This is a genomic window from Litoreibacter sp., from assembly GCF_039974535.1.
GTDB lineage: Bacteria > Pseudomonadota > Alphaproteobacteria > Rhodobacterales > Rhodobacteraceae > Litoreibacter.
The window spans coordinates 21,291-38,976 of record NZ_JBDWIU010000007.1 but is presented as its reverse complement, the minus strand read 5'-3'; the positions used below and the strand labels follow the sequence as shown (position 1 = coordinate 38,976).

18 protein-coding genes are annotated in these 17,686 nt (G+C 55.4%); 16 read left to right on the top strand and 2 right to left on the bottom strand.

All coding sequences use genetic code 11. The features are described 5' to 3' along the window. Positions 1 to 8: 8 nt before the first annotated feature. The 8 genes from ABJN86_RS04345 to ABJN86_RS04310 all read left to right on the top strand — a co-directional run bounded on the left by ABJN86_RS04345 (position 9) and on the right by ABJN86_RS04310 (position 9,101). Complete coding sequence (locus ABJN86_RS04345; RefSeq protein ID WP_348364791.1) at positions 9 to 914, top strand: TRAP transporter small permease; 906 nt, start codon at positions 9 to 11, stop codon at positions 912 to 914. Continuing rightward, positions 914 to 2,542, top strand: a complete 1,629-nt coding sequence (locus tag ABJN86_RS04340) for a TRAP transporter large permease subunit (protein WP_348364789.1) — start codon at positions 914 to 916, stop codon at positions 2,540 to 2,542. The genes ABJN86_RS04345 and ABJN86_RS04340 overlap by 1 nt, the downstream gene beginning before the upstream one ends. Before the next feature lie 19 nt (positions 2,543 to 2,561). Beyond that, positions 2,562 to 4,064: an altronate dehydratase family protein gene (locus ABJN86_RS04335; protein WP_348364788.1), complete on the top strand. Its 1,503-nt coding sequence runs from the start codon at positions 2,562 to 2,564 to the stop codon at positions 4,062 to 4,064. Further along, complete coding sequence (locus ABJN86_RS04330) at positions 4,064 to 5,050, top strand: Gfo/Idh/MocA family oxidoreductase (RefSeq protein ID WP_348364787.1); 987 nt, start codon at positions 4,064 to 4,066, stop codon at positions 5,048 to 5,050. The genes ABJN86_RS04335 and ABJN86_RS04330 overlap by 1 nt, the downstream gene beginning before the upstream one ends. A gap of 94 nt (positions 5,051 to 5,144) precedes the next feature. Beyond that, on the top strand, positions 5,145 to 6,248 hold the full coding sequence (locus ABJN86_RS04325; protein ID WP_348364785.1) for an FAD-binding oxidoreductase: 1,104 nt from the start codon (positions 5,145 to 5,147) through the stop codon (positions 6,246 to 6,248). 2 nt (positions 6,249 to 6,250) lie between these two features. Continuing rightward, entirely contained in the window at positions 6,251 to 7,132 is an 882-nt protein-coding gene (locus tag ABJN86_RS04320; RefSeq protein ID WP_348364783.1) for an NAD(P)-dependent oxidoreductase, read from the top strand. 3 nt (positions 7,133 to 7,135) lie between these two features. Beyond that, positions 7,136 to 8,038 carry a DMT family transporter gene (locus tag ABJN86_RS04315; RefSeq protein ID WP_348364781.1) on the top strand — a complete coding sequence of 301 codons (903 nt, stop codon included), beginning with the start codon at positions 7,136 to 7,138 and terminating at the stop codon, positions 8,036 to 8,038. A 46-nt stretch (positions 8,039 to 8,084) separates the two neighbouring features. Then, a complete protein-coding gene (locus ABJN86_RS04310; RefSeq protein ID WP_348364780.1) occupies positions 8,085 to 9,101 on the top strand; it encodes a Gfo/Idh/MocA family oxidoreductase in 1,017 nt (338 codons plus the stop codon). A 23-nt stretch (positions 9,102 to 9,124) separates the two neighbouring features. On the opposite strand, the gene ABJN86_RS04305 is transcribed toward ABJN86_RS04310, so the two are convergent. Together ABJN86_RS04305 and ABJN86_RS04300 are read right to left on the bottom strand one after the other, a co-directional pair. Beyond that, on the bottom strand, positions 9,125 to 9,784 hold the full coding sequence (locus ABJN86_RS04305) for a GntR family transcriptional regulator (protein WP_348365476.1): 660 nt from the start codon (positions 9,782 to 9,784) through the stop codon (positions 9,125 to 9,127). A gap of 25 nt (positions 9,785 to 9,809) precedes the next feature. Next, positions 9,810 to 10,196, bottom strand: a complete 387-nt coding sequence (locus ABJN86_RS04300; RefSeq protein WP_348364778.1) for a YciI family protein — start codon at positions 10,194 to 10,196, stop codon at positions 9,810 to 9,812. Positions 10,197 to 10,280: 84 nt separating this feature from the next. Between ABJN86_RS04300 and ABJN86_RS04295 the strand changes: the two genes are divergently transcribed. The 8 genes from ABJN86_RS04295 (at position 10,281) to xrtT (ending at position 17,674) form a co-directional block, all read left to right on the top strand. Beyond that, positions 10,281 to 11,153, top strand: coding sequence for a fumarylacetoacetate hydrolase family protein (locus tag ABJN86_RS04295; RefSeq protein ID WP_348364776.1), 873 nt, complete (start codon positions 10,281 to 10,283; stop codon positions 11,151 to 11,153). Next, positions 11,150 to 11,815, top strand: a complete 666-nt coding sequence (locus ABJN86_RS04290; protein WP_348364774.1) for a malonic semialdehyde reductase — start codon at positions 11,150 to 11,152, stop codon at positions 11,813 to 11,815. Before ABJN86_RS04295 ends, ABJN86_RS04290 begins: the two co-directional genes overlap by 4 nt. Positions 11,816 to 11,827: 12 nt before the next feature. Then, complete coding sequence (locus ABJN86_RS04285) at positions 11,828 to 12,286, top strand: OsmC family protein (RefSeq protein WP_348364773.1); 459 nt, start codon at positions 11,828 to 11,830, stop codon at positions 12,284 to 12,286. 45 nt (positions 12,287 to 12,331) lie between these two features. Continuing rightward, entirely contained in the window at positions 12,332 to 13,405 is a 1,074-nt protein-coding gene (locus ABJN86_RS04280; RefSeq protein WP_348364771.1) for a C4-dicarboxylate TRAP transporter substrate-binding protein, read from the top strand. A gap of 31 nt (positions 13,406 to 13,436) precedes the next feature. Further along, positions 13,437 to 13,988, top strand: coding sequence for a TRAP transporter small permease (locus tag ABJN86_RS04275; RefSeq protein WP_348364769.1), 552 nt, complete (start codon positions 13,437 to 13,439; stop codon positions 13,986 to 13,988). Continuing rightward, the gene (locus tag ABJN86_RS04270; protein ID WP_348364767.1) at positions 13,985 to 15,289 is read left to right on the top strand and encodes a TRAP transporter large permease; all 1,305 of its coding nucleotides are present in this window, start codon (positions 13,985 to 13,987) and stop codon (positions 15,287 to 15,289) included. The genes ABJN86_RS04275 and ABJN86_RS04270 overlap by 4 nt, the downstream gene beginning before the upstream one ends. A 12-nt stretch (positions 15,290 to 15,301) precedes the next feature. Then, complete coding sequence (locus tag ABJN86_RS04265; RefSeq protein ID WP_348364766.1) at positions 15,302 to 16,171, top strand: dioxygenase; 870 nt, start codon at positions 15,302 to 15,304, stop codon at positions 16,169 to 16,171. 81 nt (positions 16,172 to 16,252) lie between these two features. Then, positions 16,253 to 17,674: an exosortase T gene (gene xrtT / locus ABJN86_RS04260; protein WP_348364764.1), complete on the top strand. Its 1,422-nt coding sequence runs from the start codon at positions 16,253 to 16,255 to the stop codon at positions 17,672 to 17,674. Positions 17,675 to 17,686 lie beyond the last annotated feature (12 nt).

Genomic DNA, 17,686 nt, shown 5'->3' with positions numbered 1-17,686 from the left:
AGGGGCATATGCAACAGGACGCTGAAAACCTGAAATCAGGAACGCTGATCGAGTGGCTGGTTCCGCTCGCCTTCATCGTTTGTGCGGCTTGGGTCACGTGGCATATGCCCGCGTTTATCCTAGATTGGGGCGTATACACGGAACAGTTGGACGAACAGTTCACGCGTCTTGATGTGACCCCAAATCTGCCGGTGGTTATGGGTGAACATATAGACATTATTGATATTTTGGCGCTGCTTGGCCTGCCAGTTTTTGCGATTCTGGGGGTCATGACCGTGCGCCGCGCCGCGATGGAGTTTGAGGATTGGCGAAAGATGGACCGCTTAGCGGTCTTCGTTGGCCGTGTCACAATGATGCTGATCGTATTGCTGACGTCAGTGATGCTTTACGAGGTGATCGTGCGCTACGTGTTCGAGTCGCCCACGTTGTGGGCGAACGAGCTGTCGCTATGGCTCGCGGGCTTCGTGTTCCTATGCTCGGGCCTTTACGCGATGCAACAACGCAGCCACATCCGCATCTTCCTGATCTACGACATGTTTCCACGTACGATGCAGCGGGTGTGTGATGTGATCTCCACCTCGTTGATCGCATTGTTTGCCTTCTTCTTGATCTACGGCGGGTACGGAGAGGCGTTTGCGAAGTTCAACCGTTGGGAGACCTTCGGTACGGCCTTCGATCCACCCATTCCTGCGACGCTCAAACCTATGGTGTTGTTCGTGGTGGCCTTGGTGGCGACGCAAGCAATCATCAACCTGATCTCCGATTGGAACGCCGAACCGGTGATCCATTCGGCGGCGGACGACATTGATCAAGATGAAATAGATCGGCTGAAAAAGTCCGTGGGCGCTGACGAGGGCGGGGACTTAGATGTCGCTGGCGGTGCCGTTCAATCTACTAAGACGGGGCAAGAATAATGGATATTGGTACAATTTCTTTGGTCTTGATGTTGGGCCTTTTGGTCCTGCTGGCGATCGGAATGCCTCTGGGCATGGCTTCGGCTATCTTGGCGGTTCTTGTTCTTGTGATGAAGTTCGAACCAAACCTGCTCTCCAACCCGATGTCTTTTGGGGAGGGGACACTGACCGGTAGGCCGGGGGCCGGGCCGCTCAATATCTTAGCGCAAAAGATATACGGGCTTTTAACGGACTATGTGCTCATATCCGTCCCGCTGTTTATCTTTATGGCGTCATTGCTTGAGCGTTCCGGCATTGCCAAGGACATGTATTCGTCCCTGAACGTCTGGTTGAACCGCACCCGTGGCGGTATCGCTATCGTGACCTCGATCATGGCCGTTATCATGGCAGCGATGTCTGGGATCATTGGCGGCGAAGTGGTGCTGTTGGGGCTTATCGCCCTGCCACAGATGCTGCGTTTGGGATATAATCAAAACCTAGCGATCGGCACGATCTGTGCGTCGGGCAGCTTGGGAACGATGATCCCGCCATCCATCGTTTTGATCATCTACGGCCTGATCACAGAGACCTCGATCAAAGCGCTGTTCACCGCGTCCTTCTTGCCGGGCTTCATGCTGGCGTCGTTCATTATTCTCTACATCATTGTCCGCACGCAATTGCATCCAGAGGACGCTCCCTTACCAGAACCTGAACCGGGTGCGCCCGCAGGCTGGGACAAAGCCGCATTGTTCGGTGCATTCCTATCCATCCTTGTGGCGGGCTTTGGCAGTGTGTTGTTCCTGCGCGCGCTGTTCTTCACCGTGACGGGGCAAAATGCCCTCATTGAAGGGGTGGAGCAGATCTTCTGGGGAACCCCAGGTCACGTTCCATGGTTCGCTGGGTTGGTCGCTATCTCACTGGGCCTGATCTTTTTCGCCTTTGGCCGTGAACGCGCCAAAATCGGTTGGGATATGGGCAAAGGCCTTGTGGCCCCGATCGTTGTGATCGGCGTGGTTCTTGGCTCCATCTATGGGGGCATCACTGGGATCACTGAGGCCGCAGGCATGGGCGCAATCTCGGTTCTGATCATCGCGGCATTTAGAGGTGAAGCCTCGTTCGACCTTGTTTGGGAGGCGCTTTTACGGACGCTTAAATCCACGGGGACCATTATCTGGGTGACCATTGGCGCCGCCGCCTTGGCGGGCGCTTACACTATCGCAGGTGGCCCAACCTATGTGGCTGACTTTATTGTGGGCTCCGACCTGCCAACGATGGGCATTATCCTGACGATGATGTTGATATTGCTGTTCATGGGCGCGTTCATGGATTGGGTCGGCATCGTGCTGCTGATCATTCCGGTGTTCTTGCCGATTGTGCAGCGCCTCCCCATCGAGGAAATCGGCCTTCTCGGCGAGTTGAACCCGCGCCACGTGGCGATTTGGTTCGGCGTGGTGTTCTGCATGAACATGCAGGTCAGCTTCTTGTCGCCCCCCTTTGGGCCAGCAGCATTCTACCTGAAATCGGTGGCACCTGCGCATATCTCGTTGACGGATATCTTCAAGGGTTTCTTGCCGTTCATTTGCATCCAGTTGGCTGCACTGTCGGTCTTGCTGATCTATCCGCCTTTCGTGTCCATCCTACTGCCTTAAAGGCACCGAGAGTTGATTTATGAAAGATACCATTCGCCTAGACCCCGACGATAATGTTGTCACAGCCACCCGTGCTTTAGAGGCAGGGGTGGCTGTCGAGGGGGTGGCCACCTTGGGGTTGATCCCATCTGGTCACAAAATCGCAACCAAGGCGATTAAGCAGGGGGAACAGGTTCGTAAATATGCGCAGATGATTGGCGTGGCCTCGACGCATATTGCTGAAGGGGACCATGTCCACACGCATAACTGCGACTTTGTCCCGACGGCGCAAAACTATGAGTTTGGCACGGACATGCGCCAGGTGACGCCTGCAAGTGGCGATACCTTCATGGGCTACCGCCGTGATGACGGGGGCGTGGGGACGCGGAATTACATTGCGATTGTGACCTCAGTAAACTGCTCCGCCACGGCTGCGCGCCGGATTGCGGACCACTTCACGCCCGAGCGTTTGGCAGACTACCCAAATGTCGATGGCGTCTGCGCCTTTGTGCATGGAACCGGCTGCGGCATGGCAGGCGACGGCGACGGGTTTGAGGCATTGCAACGCGTCATGTGGGGCTACGCGCGGCATCCCAATCATGTAGGCGTATTGATGGTCGGCTTGGGTTGTGAGATGAACCAAATCGATTGGCTGCTGGACGCCTACGGGCTAAAGCAAAGTGACAGCTTCCAAGTGATGAATATTCAAGGTGTCGCGGGGCTGCAAAAGACCATCGATCTGGGGATCAAGAAGATCGACGCGATGTTGCCGCTGGCCAACCAAGCTGTGCGCAGCGAATGCCCCGTGTCAGAATTGAAAGTCGCATTGCAATGTGGCGGGTCAGATGCATGGTCTGGCGTGACGGCCAATCCGGCCTTGGGCTACGCGTGTGACCTGCTGGCCGCGCAGGGCGGGACAGGCGTTCTAGCCGAGACGCCCGAGATTTACGGGGCGGAACATCTGCTCACCCGCCGTGCGGTGTCCCCGCAAGTGGGGGAGCGATTGATCGGCCTTATTGAGTGGTGGAAGGACTACACCGAACGCAACAAAGGCTCGATGGATAACAACCCGTCACCTGGAAACAAAAAGGGCGGGCTGACGACGATACTTGAAAAGTCGCTTGGGGCCGCGGCCAAGGGCGGGACCTCGCCGCTAACTGGCGTGTACAAATATGCCGAACCAGTGACTGCCAAAGGTTTCACCTTCATGGACAGCCCCGGCTATGACCCCGCGTCCGTCACGGGGCAAATTGCGGGTGGGTGCCAGATTGTGGTTTTCACAACTGGGCGCGGGTCGGCGTTTGGCTCCAAGCCGAGCCCTACGATCAAAGTGTCAACTAATACCGAGATGTTCTCGCGGATGAGTGACGATATGGACGTCAATGCGGGCGACATGCTGACGGGCGGTGTGTCGTTGGAAGATAAGGGGCGCGAAATATACGACATGATACTTGCGGTGGCTTCCGGCGAGGTGTCCAAGTCCGAAGCACAAGGATTGGGGGACTTCGAGTTCGTCCCATGGCAAATCGGGGCCGTCATGTAATGCGGTTGCTGATTGCCGGAATTGGTTTGATCGGAAGGCGCCATTTGGAGCATGCGCTGTCCATGCCGCAAATAGATGTGGTCGGGGTGGTCGACCCGCAACTAAGGCAAGAACATGTCCCCCACTATAGCAGTATTGAGGCTGTCACCGTTGAAGCGGATGCGATTTTGATCGCGACACCGTCCCATCTTCATGCAGATCACGCCGAGGCCGCTGCTGCGCGTGGCTGGCATATGCTTATCGAAAAGCCTGTGGCGCATTCCTTGGATGCCGCAGACCGGATTATTGCAGCTGCCGAGACGGCTGGCGTTCAAACATTGGTTGGGCATCACCGTCGCCATCATAGCGCGGTGGCTGCGTTGAAGGCGATCTTGGCTGAGGGCATCATTGGTACCCCTGTGTTGGCGTCCATGATCTGGGCGATGAAGAAGCCTGACCCGTATTTTGATGTCGCTTGGCGGGCGGGGCCTGACGGGTCTCCGGTTCTGATCAATTTGGTCCATGAGGTTGACCTTTTGCGCTACCTTTTTGGCGATGTGATTTCGGTTAGTGGAACGGGATCAAACGCTCAAAGAAATGCAGCGCGGGTTGAAAGTGGGGCGGCCGTTTTAGGGTTTGAAGGAGGAATGGCTGCGAGCATTGCCTTTGCGGACACCAGCGCCAGCCCGTTTGGTTTTGAGGCTGGAACGGGCGAAAACCCGAATATTGGGGCCACGGGAGAGGATTATTTGCGCATCTGTGGAACAAAGGGTGCAGTGTCATTTCCGTCTTTGACGGTGTGGTCGGGAGCGCAGGATTGGTCGCAGGCACCTAAGCGGGCCAGGCATGACTGGGCTGCAAATGTCCCTTTAATCTCCCAACTCGAGCATCTCGCGGATGTGTGTTCGGGGAAAGCGCCGCCCAAGATTAGCGCTGTTGAAGCTCGCAAAACACTGGAAACGACTTTGGCAATTGAAGCGGCGGTTGGCGTGACATGTCTGGCATAGAAAAATCGTGCTGGCAGACCTCGCCTGCGGCCTCGGCCCACCCGCCCGTATTATCCCTGTTCAAGGACCACCGCGACTGTAAGGCGGCTTGGTCATGAAGGTCGCCGTCATCGGGCGCGGGTTATTTGGAGCCGCCGCTGCGCGCCATTTGTCCATGGCTGGATTGGACGTGACGCTGATAGGGCCAAGTGAGCCCAAAGATAAGACAACACACACTGGCGTCTTCGGGTCGCATTATGATGAAGGTCGGATCACGCGAAAGAATGCGCTTGATGCCTATTGGGTAGGGGTCTCCACCGCCGCGATTGATCGTTACGACGAGATTGAGCATCAAAGTGGCATCCCCTTCTATACTGAGACGGGAGCGCTGATGGCGGGGGAGGCTGCGTTTATGGCTCGCGTTGATAAAGGCCGGCTGGAACATGGTGTGCCTTGCGAGGTGTTGAGCCATGATGACCTTACCGCCCGTTTCCCTTTCTTCAGGTTTTCCAAGGAGTTTTCAGGCTTTTACGAGCCCACGCGAGCAGGCCATGTGAGCCCGCGAAAATTGGTAGCCGCACAAACTGAAGCCGCGATGCGGATGGGGGCTGAATTGATTGAAGCCGAAGTTATCGGCATGGATGAACGAGCCACTCATATTGAGATCGCCACTCACCATGGATCGCATGCGTTCGACCAAGCGCTGGTGGCTGCGGGGTATAACACTGATCGGGTCTTGGGACGTGCAGGGCAGTTGGATGTCTACGCTCGCACTGTCGCGCTTTTCGAGATTGATGAAGCTGAGGCCAATCGGTTGAACACCATGCCAACGCTGGTTTATGACACTCCTGAAGACCCATACCTGCTGCCACCCATTCGCTATCCGGATGGCAAGAAGTACATCAAGCTTGGGGGGGATCCCGAGGATATTCCATTGGCTGGGGAAAAGGATCTCCGTGAGTGGTTTCAAAGCGGAGGAGACGCAGGTGTTCGGGATCATTTGGGCGCGATGCTCCATGAGTTGATGCCCGATTTGCAGGTCAAATCGATATCTATGGGGTCCTGTGTGACCTCTTGGACCAAAGATCGCCTGCCCGAGATTGCCCGACTGTCGGACCGTTTGTCCGTATGTACCGGCGGCAACGGGGCAGGGGCGAAGTGTAGTGACGAAATAGGCCGCCTTGGTGCGGCTTTAATATTGGAAAGAACAGGAGAATAGACATGAGCAAGATTGGTTTTATCGGCCTCGGCCTAATGGGCGGCGCGATGGTTGGACGTCTTCAAGATCAAGGCCATGAGTTGGTGGTATTGGGCAATCGTGACCGCACTTACATCGATAAGGCGATTGAGCGCGGGGCGGTTGAAGTCGCCAATGCACGTGAAGTGGCGCAAGCCAGTGACATTGTGATGCTGTGCATGGGGACGTCGGATCAAGTTGAGGGCCGGATGCACGGCGAAGATGGCGTGATCGCAGGCTTGAAGCCCGGCACCGTGGTTGTTGATTTTGGCACATCTTTGCCAGCCTCGACCAAAGCGTTGGGCGAGGAAACGGCTGCTGCAGGCGGTACATATCTGGACGCGCCACTGGGGCGCACACCTGCGCATGCGGTGGACGGTTTGTTGAACATTATGTGCGCGGGCGATCAGGCCGCTTTTGATAAAGTGAAGCCAGCGCTGGACGATCTTGGGGAAAACGTATTCCACCTAGGTGCGTTGGGATCTGGCCACACGATCAAGCTTATCAACAACTTCTTCGGTATGACCGTTGCCAACGCAATGGCTGAGGCTTTCGCGATGGCTGACATCCAAGGCGTTGACCGCAAGGGCCTATACGACGTGATGAGCGCTGGGCCGTTGCACTCTGGCATGATGGACTTCGTGAAAGGCTACGGCGTTGACGGTGATCCTGCGCAATTGGCCTTCGCAATCAAGAACGCGGCCAAGGATGTCGGATATTATGCCAAAATGGCGGAAGATTCCGGTGCGAATTCAGTGATGTCCCAATCGACGTTGACTGCTTTGAACACTGCTCGTGATGAGGGCCGAGGCGACGATATGGTGTCGCAAATGGTTGATTTCTACGTTGAAAAACTGAAATCTTAAGTTATGAGCCGCGTCGCCATCCCAGGGTTGGAGGACCGTGCTAGCCTTGGCATCGCAATGATGTTGGTGGCGTGGCTTATTTTTTCATTGATCGATACGTCCGTGAAATGGCTGGTGCTGGCGGGGCTTCCTGCCCTGCAGTTGGCCTTCATGCGGTACTTTGCTCATTTCTTTATATCAACGTTTTTGGTGGCCCGCGGCGGATTGGACATAGAGCGGTTCAAAACCGATCGCTTGGGGTTGGTGCTGTTTCGTGCCTATTTACTGACGTCTTCAACCGCGCTGAACTTCGTGGCGCTGTTGTATCTGCCGCTTACTGTGACCGCATCTATCATGTTCACCTCGCCTATTTTGGTATGCCTCTTGGGCTGGCCTATATTGGGCGAGCGTGCGGGGCCTTGGCGGATTTTTGGGATATCTCTGGGGTTCATTGGGGTGTTGGTGGTGATGCGCCCCTTCGGGACGGAGTTCCATTGGGCGATGTTATTGATGGTCCATAATGCGACTGCCTTGGCTCTATATTCCATCCTGACGCGGAAGCTGTCCGGGGTGGTTTCTACCGAGATCATGCAATTCTACATGGGGCTGTTTGGCACGGCGGCTTTGCTGCCCTTCGCCGTATACTATTGGGAAAACCCAACCACAGGTCTCGATTGGGTTTTGATGGCGTTGCTTGGAGTTTGGGGTTGGGGAGGGCATGAGCTGCTCACCCGCGCACACCGGTTCGCGACGGCAAATACACTGATGCCCTTTGCTTATTTCTTCCTGCTGTTCCTGACAATTTCCAGCTACCTGATCTGGGGTCATATCCCTGACGGTGCGACATTGCTGGGTGCCGCAATTATTATCGGGTCAGGCCTGTTGATCTGGGCGCGGACACGCGTTCAAGAAGGGATGCGGCGTTGACGATCGTGAGCGATTGACGCAGTCTCTGCCCAATCGGGAGGTTGCTATGAAGAACGCTGTATTGGTCGGAGTGGGCATGGTGGCTGATACCCACCGAATGGCGTTGGATGCGTCAAAGCTCGTCAACCTCACAGCGGTGTGTGCGCGCCGCCCCGAGCGGGCGGAAGACTACGCAGAGAAGCACGGAATTCGGGCGGTGACATTGGCCGAGGCGGCTGCTGATCCAGACATCGATTTCGCCATCATCGCCACACCTCCTAATGCTCGCGTGGATGTCGTGGCGGCATTTGCGAAAGCTGGAAAACCTATTTTGTTGGAGAAGCCGGTCGAGCGTGGGCTTGTGGCGGCGACAGCCATCGTTGAGCGTTGTGAAGCCTTAAATGTGCCGCTTGGTGTCGTGTTCCAACACCGGATGCGCGAAGCGTCCCAAAAGTTAACGGAACTTGTGGCGGAAGGTGTGCTTGGCGAATTGGCTATGGCCGAGATCTGCGTGCCGTGGTGGCGCGACCAAGGCTATTATGACGCGCCGGGACGTGGGACAATCGCGCAAGATGGCGGCGGGGTGTTGATCACGCAGGCCATTCACACGTTGGACTTGGCCTTGTCGCTGACCGGCCCTGTGGCGCAAGTTCAAGCGATGGCGCGGACCTCTAAGATGCACGGAATGGAAGCCGAGGATGTCGTCGCGGCGGGCTTGGACTTTTCCAATGGCGCGGTTGGGACGTTAACCGCGACAACGGCGAGCTTTCCAGGGGGGGCGGAGACGATTGCCCTTCATGGAACCAAGGGGTCGGCAAGACTGGAGTCGGGCGTGTTGCTCGTTCACTGGCAAGACGGGCGGACTGAAACCTTCGGCGCGACTGCGGCAACTGGGGGCGGCGCTGACCCGATGGCCTTTACCCACGAATGGCACCAAGGGGTGATTGAAGATTTCGCGCAAGCATTGGACGAAAAGCGGCCTCCAATGGTTACTGGGCGTGCAGCACTTAAGACCCACGCCTTGATCGAGGCGCTGATGGAATCTTCAATTGAGGGCAAGCGGATGAAGGTCCCAAGCGTCTAGGCCGATTGGGGTGCATCGAAGGGCTACAGATTCATCTCGCGTGAAAGGTAGTCACCGGTGCGGCGATAGTGGCTCAGCAAGCTGCCACAGGCAAGATCAGCATCACGCACAATGCAGGCTTCGAGAATCTCCGCGTGTTCTGCAGGTATGTCGCGTTTTTGATAGCGCGCACTTCCCGCCGCCAGGTATCGGTACCGAATGTTGAGATCATAAAGCTGGTCGCACAACCTTTGCAGCATCGGGGAGCCGCTGTTGGACAGCAAGGCCATATGAAAGGTCTTGTGCGCCTTCTCAAATTCGGATGTTTCCCCGTCGGTGGCTTTCTTCATGTGGTGGTGCGTGAGGACCAAGCGCTCTTCCCAGTCGGGTGTTGCGTTTGCGATGGATTGGCGCAACGCCATTCCTTCCAGCGAGCACCGCAACGCCAAAATTTCCTCAAAGTTGGCTTTGTTCGCAGGCGCGGCCCGAAAGCCGCGTTGATCAATTCGCTCTACCAACATGTCGGAGGTGAGAAGGCTCAATGCCTCACGGATCGGGGATGCGCCGGTGTTCAGCATGCTTCTTAGCTGCTCAATCTTTAACTTTTGCCCCGCAGGCAGTTTTCCGGTCAAGATCATCTCGCGAATTGCAAGATAGGCACCATGAGTGGCCGAAGTTTCTTTGCCGGATGTAGCATCGATCATGTTCACGGTGCGATCTCTCTTTACTTCAAGTCAGGCCAACGGTTTTCGTCGATAAACCAACCGATAAGTTCAATGAGCCTTCGTTTATCATCCAACGTCGCATCTGGAAACTACGCGCGCCACTTTTGTGCATTGGGTCTGCTTGCGCGAGGGCTTGAGCCTCTTCTAGGCTGTCGGCGCGGTAGATAATCAACCCCATGCCTTGCATATGTTCGCCAGTCTCATCCGACATCGGGCCAGCAAAGGCTAATTTCCCTTGGGCTTCCAATTGCGCTTGATAGGCAAGGTGATCAGGCAGCGACGCCTTCACATCCTCAGGGGCTTTGGCCGGAGTGCTTTGCGCTACGTAAAGCTCTAACGCCAATGCGCCGCGCTTCTTTGCCTCGGATTTATATTCGGTCCACGCAACCATTTTGTTTCCTCCAAAATATCGATATTTGTTGACATTAGATCACATTGTAGTCAGAAATTATCCAAACTGACAAGGATTCCATTGATGAAATATCTGGTAGGCGAGACACAAAGCGGTACTGCGGTTTTTGCTGTAAGCGGAGAAAATGCTGTAAATTTAACGGCTTTGAACCCTGCGATAGGGGCGGATTTGATGGGGATGATCAAATCTCCGGAGCTTTTAGAATCAGTTAAGGACAAAATCTCGGCCGCACCTACGGTTGCTGTCGCCTCGATCACACCCGCTCTGCCAGTAGCAAGTCCGGGAACGATCATTTGCCTTGGTCTGAACTACACGGACCACATCAAAGAAGGTGGTTACGACATCCCTGACTACCCCGCGCTGTTCATGCGCGGCAAAAAATCGATCATGGCTGCTGGTGCGCCGCTGGTTCGCCCGAACTGCTCCGAGAAGTTGGATTACGAAGCCGAGCTGATGTTTGTCGTTGGCAAAGGCGGGCGTCACATCTCTGAGGCTGACGCGCTGGACCACGTGTTCGGCTACACAGTGTTCAATGATGGCTCCGTGCGGGACTATCAGCGCAAAACCCACCAGTGGACCCCAGGTAAGAACTTTGACGACACCGGCGCAATCGGCCCGTTCGTTGTGTCCCCTGACGAGGTTCCAGCCGGAGCGAGTGGCTTGAAAATCGAAAGCCGCGTTGGTGACGAGATTTTGCAGTCGTCGAACACTGGCAACATGATTTGGTCTGTGGCGCAAACCATCGCAATCATTTCGCAATACACCACTTTGGAAGCTGGAGACCTGATTGCGATGGGTACACCTCCGGGTGTTGGCCACGCCAAGAAGCCTAACCCGCGTTGGTTGATCCCGGGTGAGGTTGTCGACATTGAGATAGAGGGTATTGGAATTTGCTCCAACCCGATCGTCGATGAAGGTGGGGAGGCCGCTCAATGAACGCGCCTGTTGGAAAAGAGTTGGAAGATGCTCGCGCAAAGGCTCAAGAGGAGCATCGCGCACTTCATTCTCGCATCGGGCGCTTGTCGGATGATGCCATTGATTTGATTTTGCGCAAGGCACGCTCCCACTATGCGTGGACTGAGAAGCCAATTTCTGACGAGCTTCTGCACGAGCTTTACGACATCACAATCAATGGCGCGACAAGCATGAACACGCTACCTGCGCGCTTCATTTTCGTCAAAACACCCGAAGGCAAAGAGCGTTTGGCCAAGTCGTTGAAGCCCCAAAATGTTGCAAAGATGATGGGCGCACCAGTCACGGCCATTATCGCGCATGACATGGATTTCTGGCACGAACTTCCGTTCCTGTTCCCACATGAAGACCGTCGCCACTTGTTCGATGGCAATCCAGAATACAGCGAGGATACCGCCTATAGAAACGGCACCTTGCAGGGGGCATACTTCATGGTCGCCGCCCGTGCTTTGGGGTTGGATGTGGGCGCAATGTCAGGGTTCTCTAATGCGATTGTTGACGAAGAATTCTTCGCAGGCACTTCGCTGAAGTCCAATTTTCTGTGTAACATCGGATATGCGGATGAGAGCGCGCTGTTCCAAAAGCTGCCTCGTTTCCCGTTCGAAAAAGTTTGCACCTTCGCCTAAGGAGAACCCGTTATGGCAATTAAGATGAAATCCGTCGTGACCTACCGCGCAACCGCCAGTTGCCCGACACATGCGCGCACCGAAATTCCCGTGCGTGACCTGAATGTGGTTATCGACGAGCCGGAAGAACGTGGCGGCACCAATCTTGGCCCAACGCCAACAGAGGCTGCAATGACCGCTTTGATCGCATGTACGAATGTGATCGGGCACAAGAACGCGCATCGCCTTGGTATTGATTTGGGAGAAATCAGCATCGATGCAAATTGCCAGTTCGATCGCCGTGGTGTTCTTATGCAAGAAGAGATCGACGTGCCGTTTCCCGAGATGACCATCACGGTGAACTGCAACTCCCCCGCCAGTCAGGAAGAGCTGACTTTGGTGGGGCAAGAAACCGCAAAATACTGTGCCATCGCCAAACTGTTCGAAGCGGCTGGCACGGATCTGACTGTCAATTGGGTAAAATCTAACTGATCATTTTTCTAAGCTAAAAGCTAAATTTTCTGGGAGGAATACACTATGATTAACTGGACTAGACGTGGCCTTGTAGGTGCGGCGCTTGCGGCGATGACGGCTATGCCGCTTGCTGCACAAGAGCGCATTTCGGCAGTCGTTATCGACGGCTATCCCGCTCGTGCTTTGTGGGTGAAAGAATTCACGGAATTCTTCATTCCTGAAGTTAACAAGCGCCTTACTGAGAGCGGCAATTACGCGATGGACTGGCAGGAAAACTACGGCGGCTCCATTGTGAAGCCCAAAGGCGTGCTGGAAGGCGTGCAACTGGGGTTGGGTGACATCGGGATCGTGACCACGATCTTCCATTCGTCCAAATTGCCAAGCCAAGGTTTGTCTTCAGTGACGCCGTTCGTCTCGACGGATGCGCGCGCAGTTGCAAAAGCTGTGGATGAGATCGCCCGCGAGCACCCCGCCATGCAGAACGAGTTTGCAGCACAAAATCAAGTGTACTTGGCAACGGGCGTTGTGTTGGACAGCTATCAGGTGTTCTCGACCAAAGAAGTTGCAACGATTGCTGACTTGGAAGGTCTGAAAGTGGCCGGTGCGGGGATGAACCTGCGCTACCTGGAAGGCATCAAGGATGCAGCCGGTGTGCGTGGCGGTTTGACTGACTTCTACAACATGCTGCAAACCGGTTTGGTTGATGCGGGTATGCTGTGGCCAGAGGCTGCAAAAACCTTCAAGATCGCGGAAGTGGCACCATACATGCTGCGCGCGAACCTTGGTGCGGTGAACTCCAAAACGATCACTGTGAACGCCGACTACTGGAAGGGTCTTCCTGATGAGGTGAAAGAGGTTCTTCAAGCCGTCGCCGTTGACTACCGTGACCACGTCGCTGGTATCGCAATGGACCGCGCAACGGCGTCCGAAGAAGCCTATGTTGCAGGTGGCGGGACCATCATTGATGTGTCTGATGCGGATCGCTCTGCTTGGGCGGCAGCAATGCCAAACATCGCACAAGAATGGGCTGAGAACCTGAACTCGAAGGGTGAGCCGGGTACTGCGATGCTTGAGGACTACCTTGCCAAGTTGGGTGACGCTGGTTTCACCGGCGCGCGTGACTGGTCCAAGCCTTAAACTCTAGCGACCCGAGAAAGGGGCTAATCCAATGCTCAAGCCTATAGTGGCAGGCCTGTCTCGGGTCGCCAATTCCTTAGCGATTGCCGCCAATGTGGCCGGAACCATCACGGTTCTGGGGTTGGTGACCATCCTCAACGTTGATGTGATTGCGCGGGGCGTGTTCAGCGCCCCGATCAAGGGCACCTATGAAATCGTGCAGATGTCGGTGGTGTTCATCGTCTTCTTGCAACTGGCCGATGTGGTGCGCGTGGACCGTTTGACCCGCTCCGACGGATTCCTGAACATCCTGCACATCAGCCGCCCAAAATTGACTGCAAACCTGCGCCGGATCATCAATGCGATCTCGGCAATCTTCATGGGGCTGATCGCCTACATCATGTTCCCAGAGTTTTTACACATGTGGGAGACCCAAGACTTCTTCGGTGTCCCAGGCGTATTTACCGCCCCTTGGTGGCCGGTGAAGCTGGTGATCGCGGCGGGCTGTGCGCTGTCATGTGTTATCTTCCTCCTAAAAGTTATCACTGCGCAGGACCGCCCTCAGCTGATCCGCGCCCCAGAACATGATGAGCCTAGCCAATGACACCTATCGAAATTGGCCTAATCTCGGTCGTTGCAATTGTTTTCCTGATCTACGCCGGCGTTTATATTCCGATTGCGTTGGGTACCGTGTCCTTGGTGTCGATCTGGTTACTGCGTGATAATTTTACGCTGTCCCTAAACTTGCTTAAAGTCGCCGTGGGCGACAGTGCGATGGAATACAGCTTTGCGACGATACCGCTGTTTACCTTTATGGGATTAGTCGTCTCAAAGGCGGGGCTTGGCAAAGACATATACGACGTCATGACCATGCGTTTCCGCAAGGTTAAGGGCGGTATTGGTATGGCAACAGTTGGCGCGAACGCTGTTTTTGCTGCCGTAACCGGATCATCCATTGCCTCGGCTTCGGTGTTTACCAAAGTATCTGTGCCGCAAATGATGGCGCAGGGCTACAATCCGCGTTTCGCGGTCGGGGTGGTTGCTGGCAGCTCGGTTCTGGGGATGATTATCCCGCCGTCCGCGATGCTTATCATCTACTCTTTCGTGGCCGAGCAATCGGTGGGCGACATGTTCCTTGCAGGTGTAATCCCGGGGATGATGCTGGCCGTGGCCTATGTTGCAGCGATTTGGTTTATGGGCCGCTTTACGCCGAACTTCATTGGCGGGCATGCGCTTGAAGACACTGAATGGATGACAAAGCGCGAAGTCGCGTCCAAAACTCTACCAACCTTGGGTCTTATCACCATTGTTCTTGGCGGCATCTACAGCGGCTGGTTGACGGCCGTGGAGGCTGGCGCCGCAGGTGGGCTCGTCGCTATGGTCATCGCCATCACGCGTCGCTCCATGTCGTTGAAAGGCTTTTGGGAGGCTCTGCTAGAAACAGGTCACATCACAGCCGCCATTTTGTTCTTGATCACAGCGGCTTCGATCTACAGTCGTATGCTTGGAATGGCCGGTTTACCAAATCAGCTGCAAGACCTGCTGGCCGGGAATTCCGCATCGTTCTGGAGCATCATGTTGATCTTCGTTTTGTTGATGCTGTTCCTTGGCACTTTGCTGGACACGGCGTCCATCATCTTGATCGTGGTGCCACTGTTTTTGCCGATGGTTGAGGCGATGAACATGTCCTTTATCTGGTTCGGCATTATCACCGTTGTCGGCGCCGAGATCGGCTTGCTTACGCCACCGCTTGGCATTTCGTGTTTCGTGATAAAATCGACAATTAACGATGATCGCATATCTCTGCGTGACGTGTTCATGGGGGCGCTGCCCTTCGCGTTCGTCATGTTGATCGTGTTGATGATCCTGATCCAATTCCCAATCCTTAGCCTTGCCCTACTTTAGGAGGCCACCCCCATGCGCAACGTAACCAAAGACAACATTACCGATGTGTTTGCTGCCTACTTTGGCGAAGACACGGATCCGCGAACGCGGGAAGTTTTGGTGGCCATGGCGCGCCACATGCATGACTTCGCCCGCGAGGTGAACCTGACACATGATGAGTGGCGCAAAGGCCTGTCCATGTTGGAACACGCTGGCCGTATCACCACGCCAGAGCGCAATGAATTTGTGCTATTCTCCGATGTGCTGGGCATGTCGTCATTGGTGGACATGATGCATTCCAACCCAGACGCGACCAGCTCTTCGGTGCTTGGGCCGTTCCACGTATCCAACCCACCGCGGCTTGAGATTGGCGGCGACATGAAGCGTGATTTTGAGGGCAAAGTGTTGCTGGTCGAAGGACAGGTGCGCGACATTGAGGGGAACCCGATCCCGAATGCCGAGCTGGATATTTGGCAAACCGCACCAAACGGGCTGTATTCCAGTCAGGACGAAGACCAAGACATCCACTCTTTTCATGGGTTGATGAACACTGACGACACAGGGCACTTTAAGTTCACCACCGTGCGCCCCGTCGAATACACGGTTCCATCCGATGGCCCCGTTGGTGAATTACTGGATGCCGCGGGCCGCCACCCATGGCGCCCATCGCATCTGCACTACATTATTAAAGCACCGGGCTTCATTTCTTTGGTGACAGAGGTTTTCCCTGACGACGATCCATATCTGAACCAAGACACCGTGTTCGGTGTGCGCGATGATTTGGTCATGACCTATGAGGACAAACCGGCGGGTAGCTTTCCAGAGGGGTTGCAGTTGTCCGGCTCGGTCAATGAGGACTACCTCTACGTGAAGTTTGACGTGACCTTGGCCCCTTCACACTGACTGGCTTAAGAAAACGCATATTGCACGAAATTTGCACATCTTCGTAGATTGATCTGCAATCCATGCCGCGAGAACAGCGGCATGGAACAAAAACGCGATACTCTGCTTTGGATTGGACTGACGGTTGCCTCGGCGCTGTTGGCCATCGAACCGATACGGTGGCTGGCAATCAGCTGGCGTGACCCGTCTTACCAATCCTACGGCGCAATCTATTGTGTTGTGCTTGTCGTGTTGGTCGGCTTGTCCCTGAAAAGCTCCCCTCCCCAAGGGCCATCCGTCGCGGGGCGCGTTTTTGTTCTATTCCTGTTTGCGGCCGTCATCCGGCTGGCAGGGCAATTCCTGGCGATCAACATCCTAAGCGCCTTGGCGCTGTCGCTGGATGTCTTTGCAATCGCCATCGTTCTTCGACTAGAGCGCCGAAAGTTTGCCCTGTCGCCAATCTGGATGGCGATCTTCTTTTTGTTCGCCTTGCCCTTGGCTCCAATCCTAGAGCGGGTTGCGGGCTTTCCCTTGCAGATGATGTCGGCTGACGTTGCCTGCGCTATGCTGTCCCCGTTCTTCAATAACTTGATCTGTGAGGGCGTTCGCCTGCAGTTGAACGGCGTCGATGTGATGGTTGATCTGCCATGCTCTGGCGCCACGGGTTTGTTGCTGATGGTCAGCCTATGGACGTTCTTAAACGTCATCTATCGCCCTCGCATGAGGTCCGCCTTTGGTGCCGGAGTGTTGGTTCTTGTGCTGAGTGTGTTTGGCAACGCCCTGCGGATTAGCTTTCTTGCGGGTGGCTTGGGCGTAGGCATCGATACGATGGAGCCAGTGCTGCACAATGCCATCGGTTTGTTCACCTTGATGGTGTCGGCGATCCCGCTGCTGGTGTTTTACCGCCCGAAGGCCAAACCGGCCCCAGTGATCCGCGCAAATGTTCGGGCTTTGCCCAAGGTTTTGCACGTGCCGGTGGTGTTAATCGCATGTGCCGCCGCATTGGCAATCGTGAATGCGCCAAAACGGCCGATGGATTTGTCCGCTCCTGTTGTCGCCGCTCAGATGCCGCGCCAACTGTTGGGCGCGATGGCTCAACCCATCGAGTTGAGCGCGACCGAGAAGGCCTATTTTACCGCATACGGCGGGCATGCACAAAAGGTGCAATACGGCCCGATGGGGGTAAACATTGTGCGCACTACGTCGCCCCTTCGCCATCTTCATTCACCGGAAACCTGCTTGTTGGGCATGGGATATAGCGTGCGTTTCTTGGGCACGCGTTACGACCCGTTGCCCAGCTCGATTTACGAGGCAACAGGCCCCGATGGCCGAGTTTGGACCGTGGCGGTGAGCTTTGTGTCAGATGACGGCCAACAGACGGCAAGTGTGGGCGAGGCTGTATGGAGCTGGCTCAGCGGGGCCTCTCACAGCTGGCAGTCGGTGCAACGTGTCACGCTGAAATCGCTTCCAGAACAAGACCGAATTTCCTTCGAGCATGCCGCATTGGCGGCACTCGACCTATAACCAACTACGAGG

What these genes read in the sequence shown, in the direction of transcription:
- ABJN86_RS04345 (WP_348364791.1), top strand. Translation starts at nt 9, where the DNA reads ATGCAACAGGACGCTGAAAACCTGAAATCAGGAACGCTGATCGAGTGG.
- ABJN86_RS04340 (WP_348364789.1), top strand. Translation starts at nt 914, where the DNA reads ATGGATATTGGTACAATTTCTTTGGTCTTGATGTTGGGCCTTTTGGTC.
- ABJN86_RS04335 (WP_348364788.1), top strand. Translation starts at nt 2,562, where the DNA reads ATGAAAGATACCATTCGCCTAGACCCCGACGATAATGTTGTCACAGCC.
- ABJN86_RS04330 (WP_348364787.1), top strand. Translation starts at nt 4,064, where the DNA reads ATGCGGTTGCTGATTGCCGGAATTGGTTTGATCGGAAGGCGCCATTTG.
- ABJN86_RS04325 (WP_348364785.1), top strand. Translation starts at nt 5,145, where the DNA reads ATGAAGGTCGCCGTCATCGGGCGCGGGTTATTTGGAGCCGCCGCTGCG.
- ABJN86_RS04320 (WP_348364783.1), top strand. Translation starts at nt 6,251, where the DNA reads ATGAGCAAGATTGGTTTTATCGGCCTCGGCCTAATGGGCGGCGCGATG.
- ABJN86_RS04315 (WP_348364781.1), top strand. Translation starts at nt 7,136, where the DNA reads ATGAGCCGCGTCGCCATCCCAGGGTTGGAGGACCGTGCTAGCCTTGGC.
- ABJN86_RS04310 (WP_348364780.1), top strand. Translation starts at nt 8,085, where the DNA reads ATGAAGAACGCTGTATTGGTCGGAGTGGGCATGGTGGCTGATACCCAC.
- ABJN86_RS04305 (WP_348365476.1), bottom strand. Translation starts at nt 9,784, where the DNA reads ATGATCGATGCTACATCCGGCAAAGAAACTTCGGCCACTCATGGTGCC.
- ABJN86_RS04300 (WP_348364778.1), bottom strand. Translation starts at nt 10,196, where the DNA reads ATGGTTGCGTGGACCGAATATAAATCCGAGGCAAAGAAGCGCGGCGCA.
- ABJN86_RS04295 (WP_348364776.1), top strand. Translation starts at nt 10,281, where the DNA reads ATGAAATATCTGGTAGGCGAGACACAAAGCGGTACTGCGGTTTTTGCT.
- ABJN86_RS04290 (WP_348364774.1), top strand. Translation starts at nt 11,150, where the DNA reads ATGAACGCGCCTGTTGGAAAAGAGTTGGAAGATGCTCGCGCAAAGGCT.
- ABJN86_RS04285 (WP_348364773.1), top strand. Translation starts at nt 11,828, where the DNA reads ATGGCAATTAAGATGAAATCCGTCGTGACCTACCGCGCAACCGCCAGT.
- ABJN86_RS04280 (WP_348364771.1), top strand. Translation starts at nt 12,332, where the DNA reads ATGATTAACTGGACTAGACGTGGCCTTGTAGGTGCGGCGCTTGCGGCG.
- ABJN86_RS04275 (WP_348364769.1), top strand. Translation starts at nt 13,437, where the DNA reads ATGCTCAAGCCTATAGTGGCAGGCCTGTCTCGGGTCGCCAATTCCTTA.
- ABJN86_RS04270 (WP_348364767.1), top strand. Translation starts at nt 13,985, where the DNA reads ATGACACCTATCGAAATTGGCCTAATCTCGGTCGTTGCAATTGTTTTC.
- ABJN86_RS04265 (WP_348364766.1), top strand. Translation starts at nt 15,302, where the DNA reads ATGCGCAACGTAACCAAAGACAACATTACCGATGTGTTTGCTGCCTAC.
- xrtT (WP_348364764.1), top strand. Translation starts at nt 16,253, where the DNA reads ATGGAACAAAAACGCGATACTCTGCTTTGGATTGGACTGACGGTTGCC.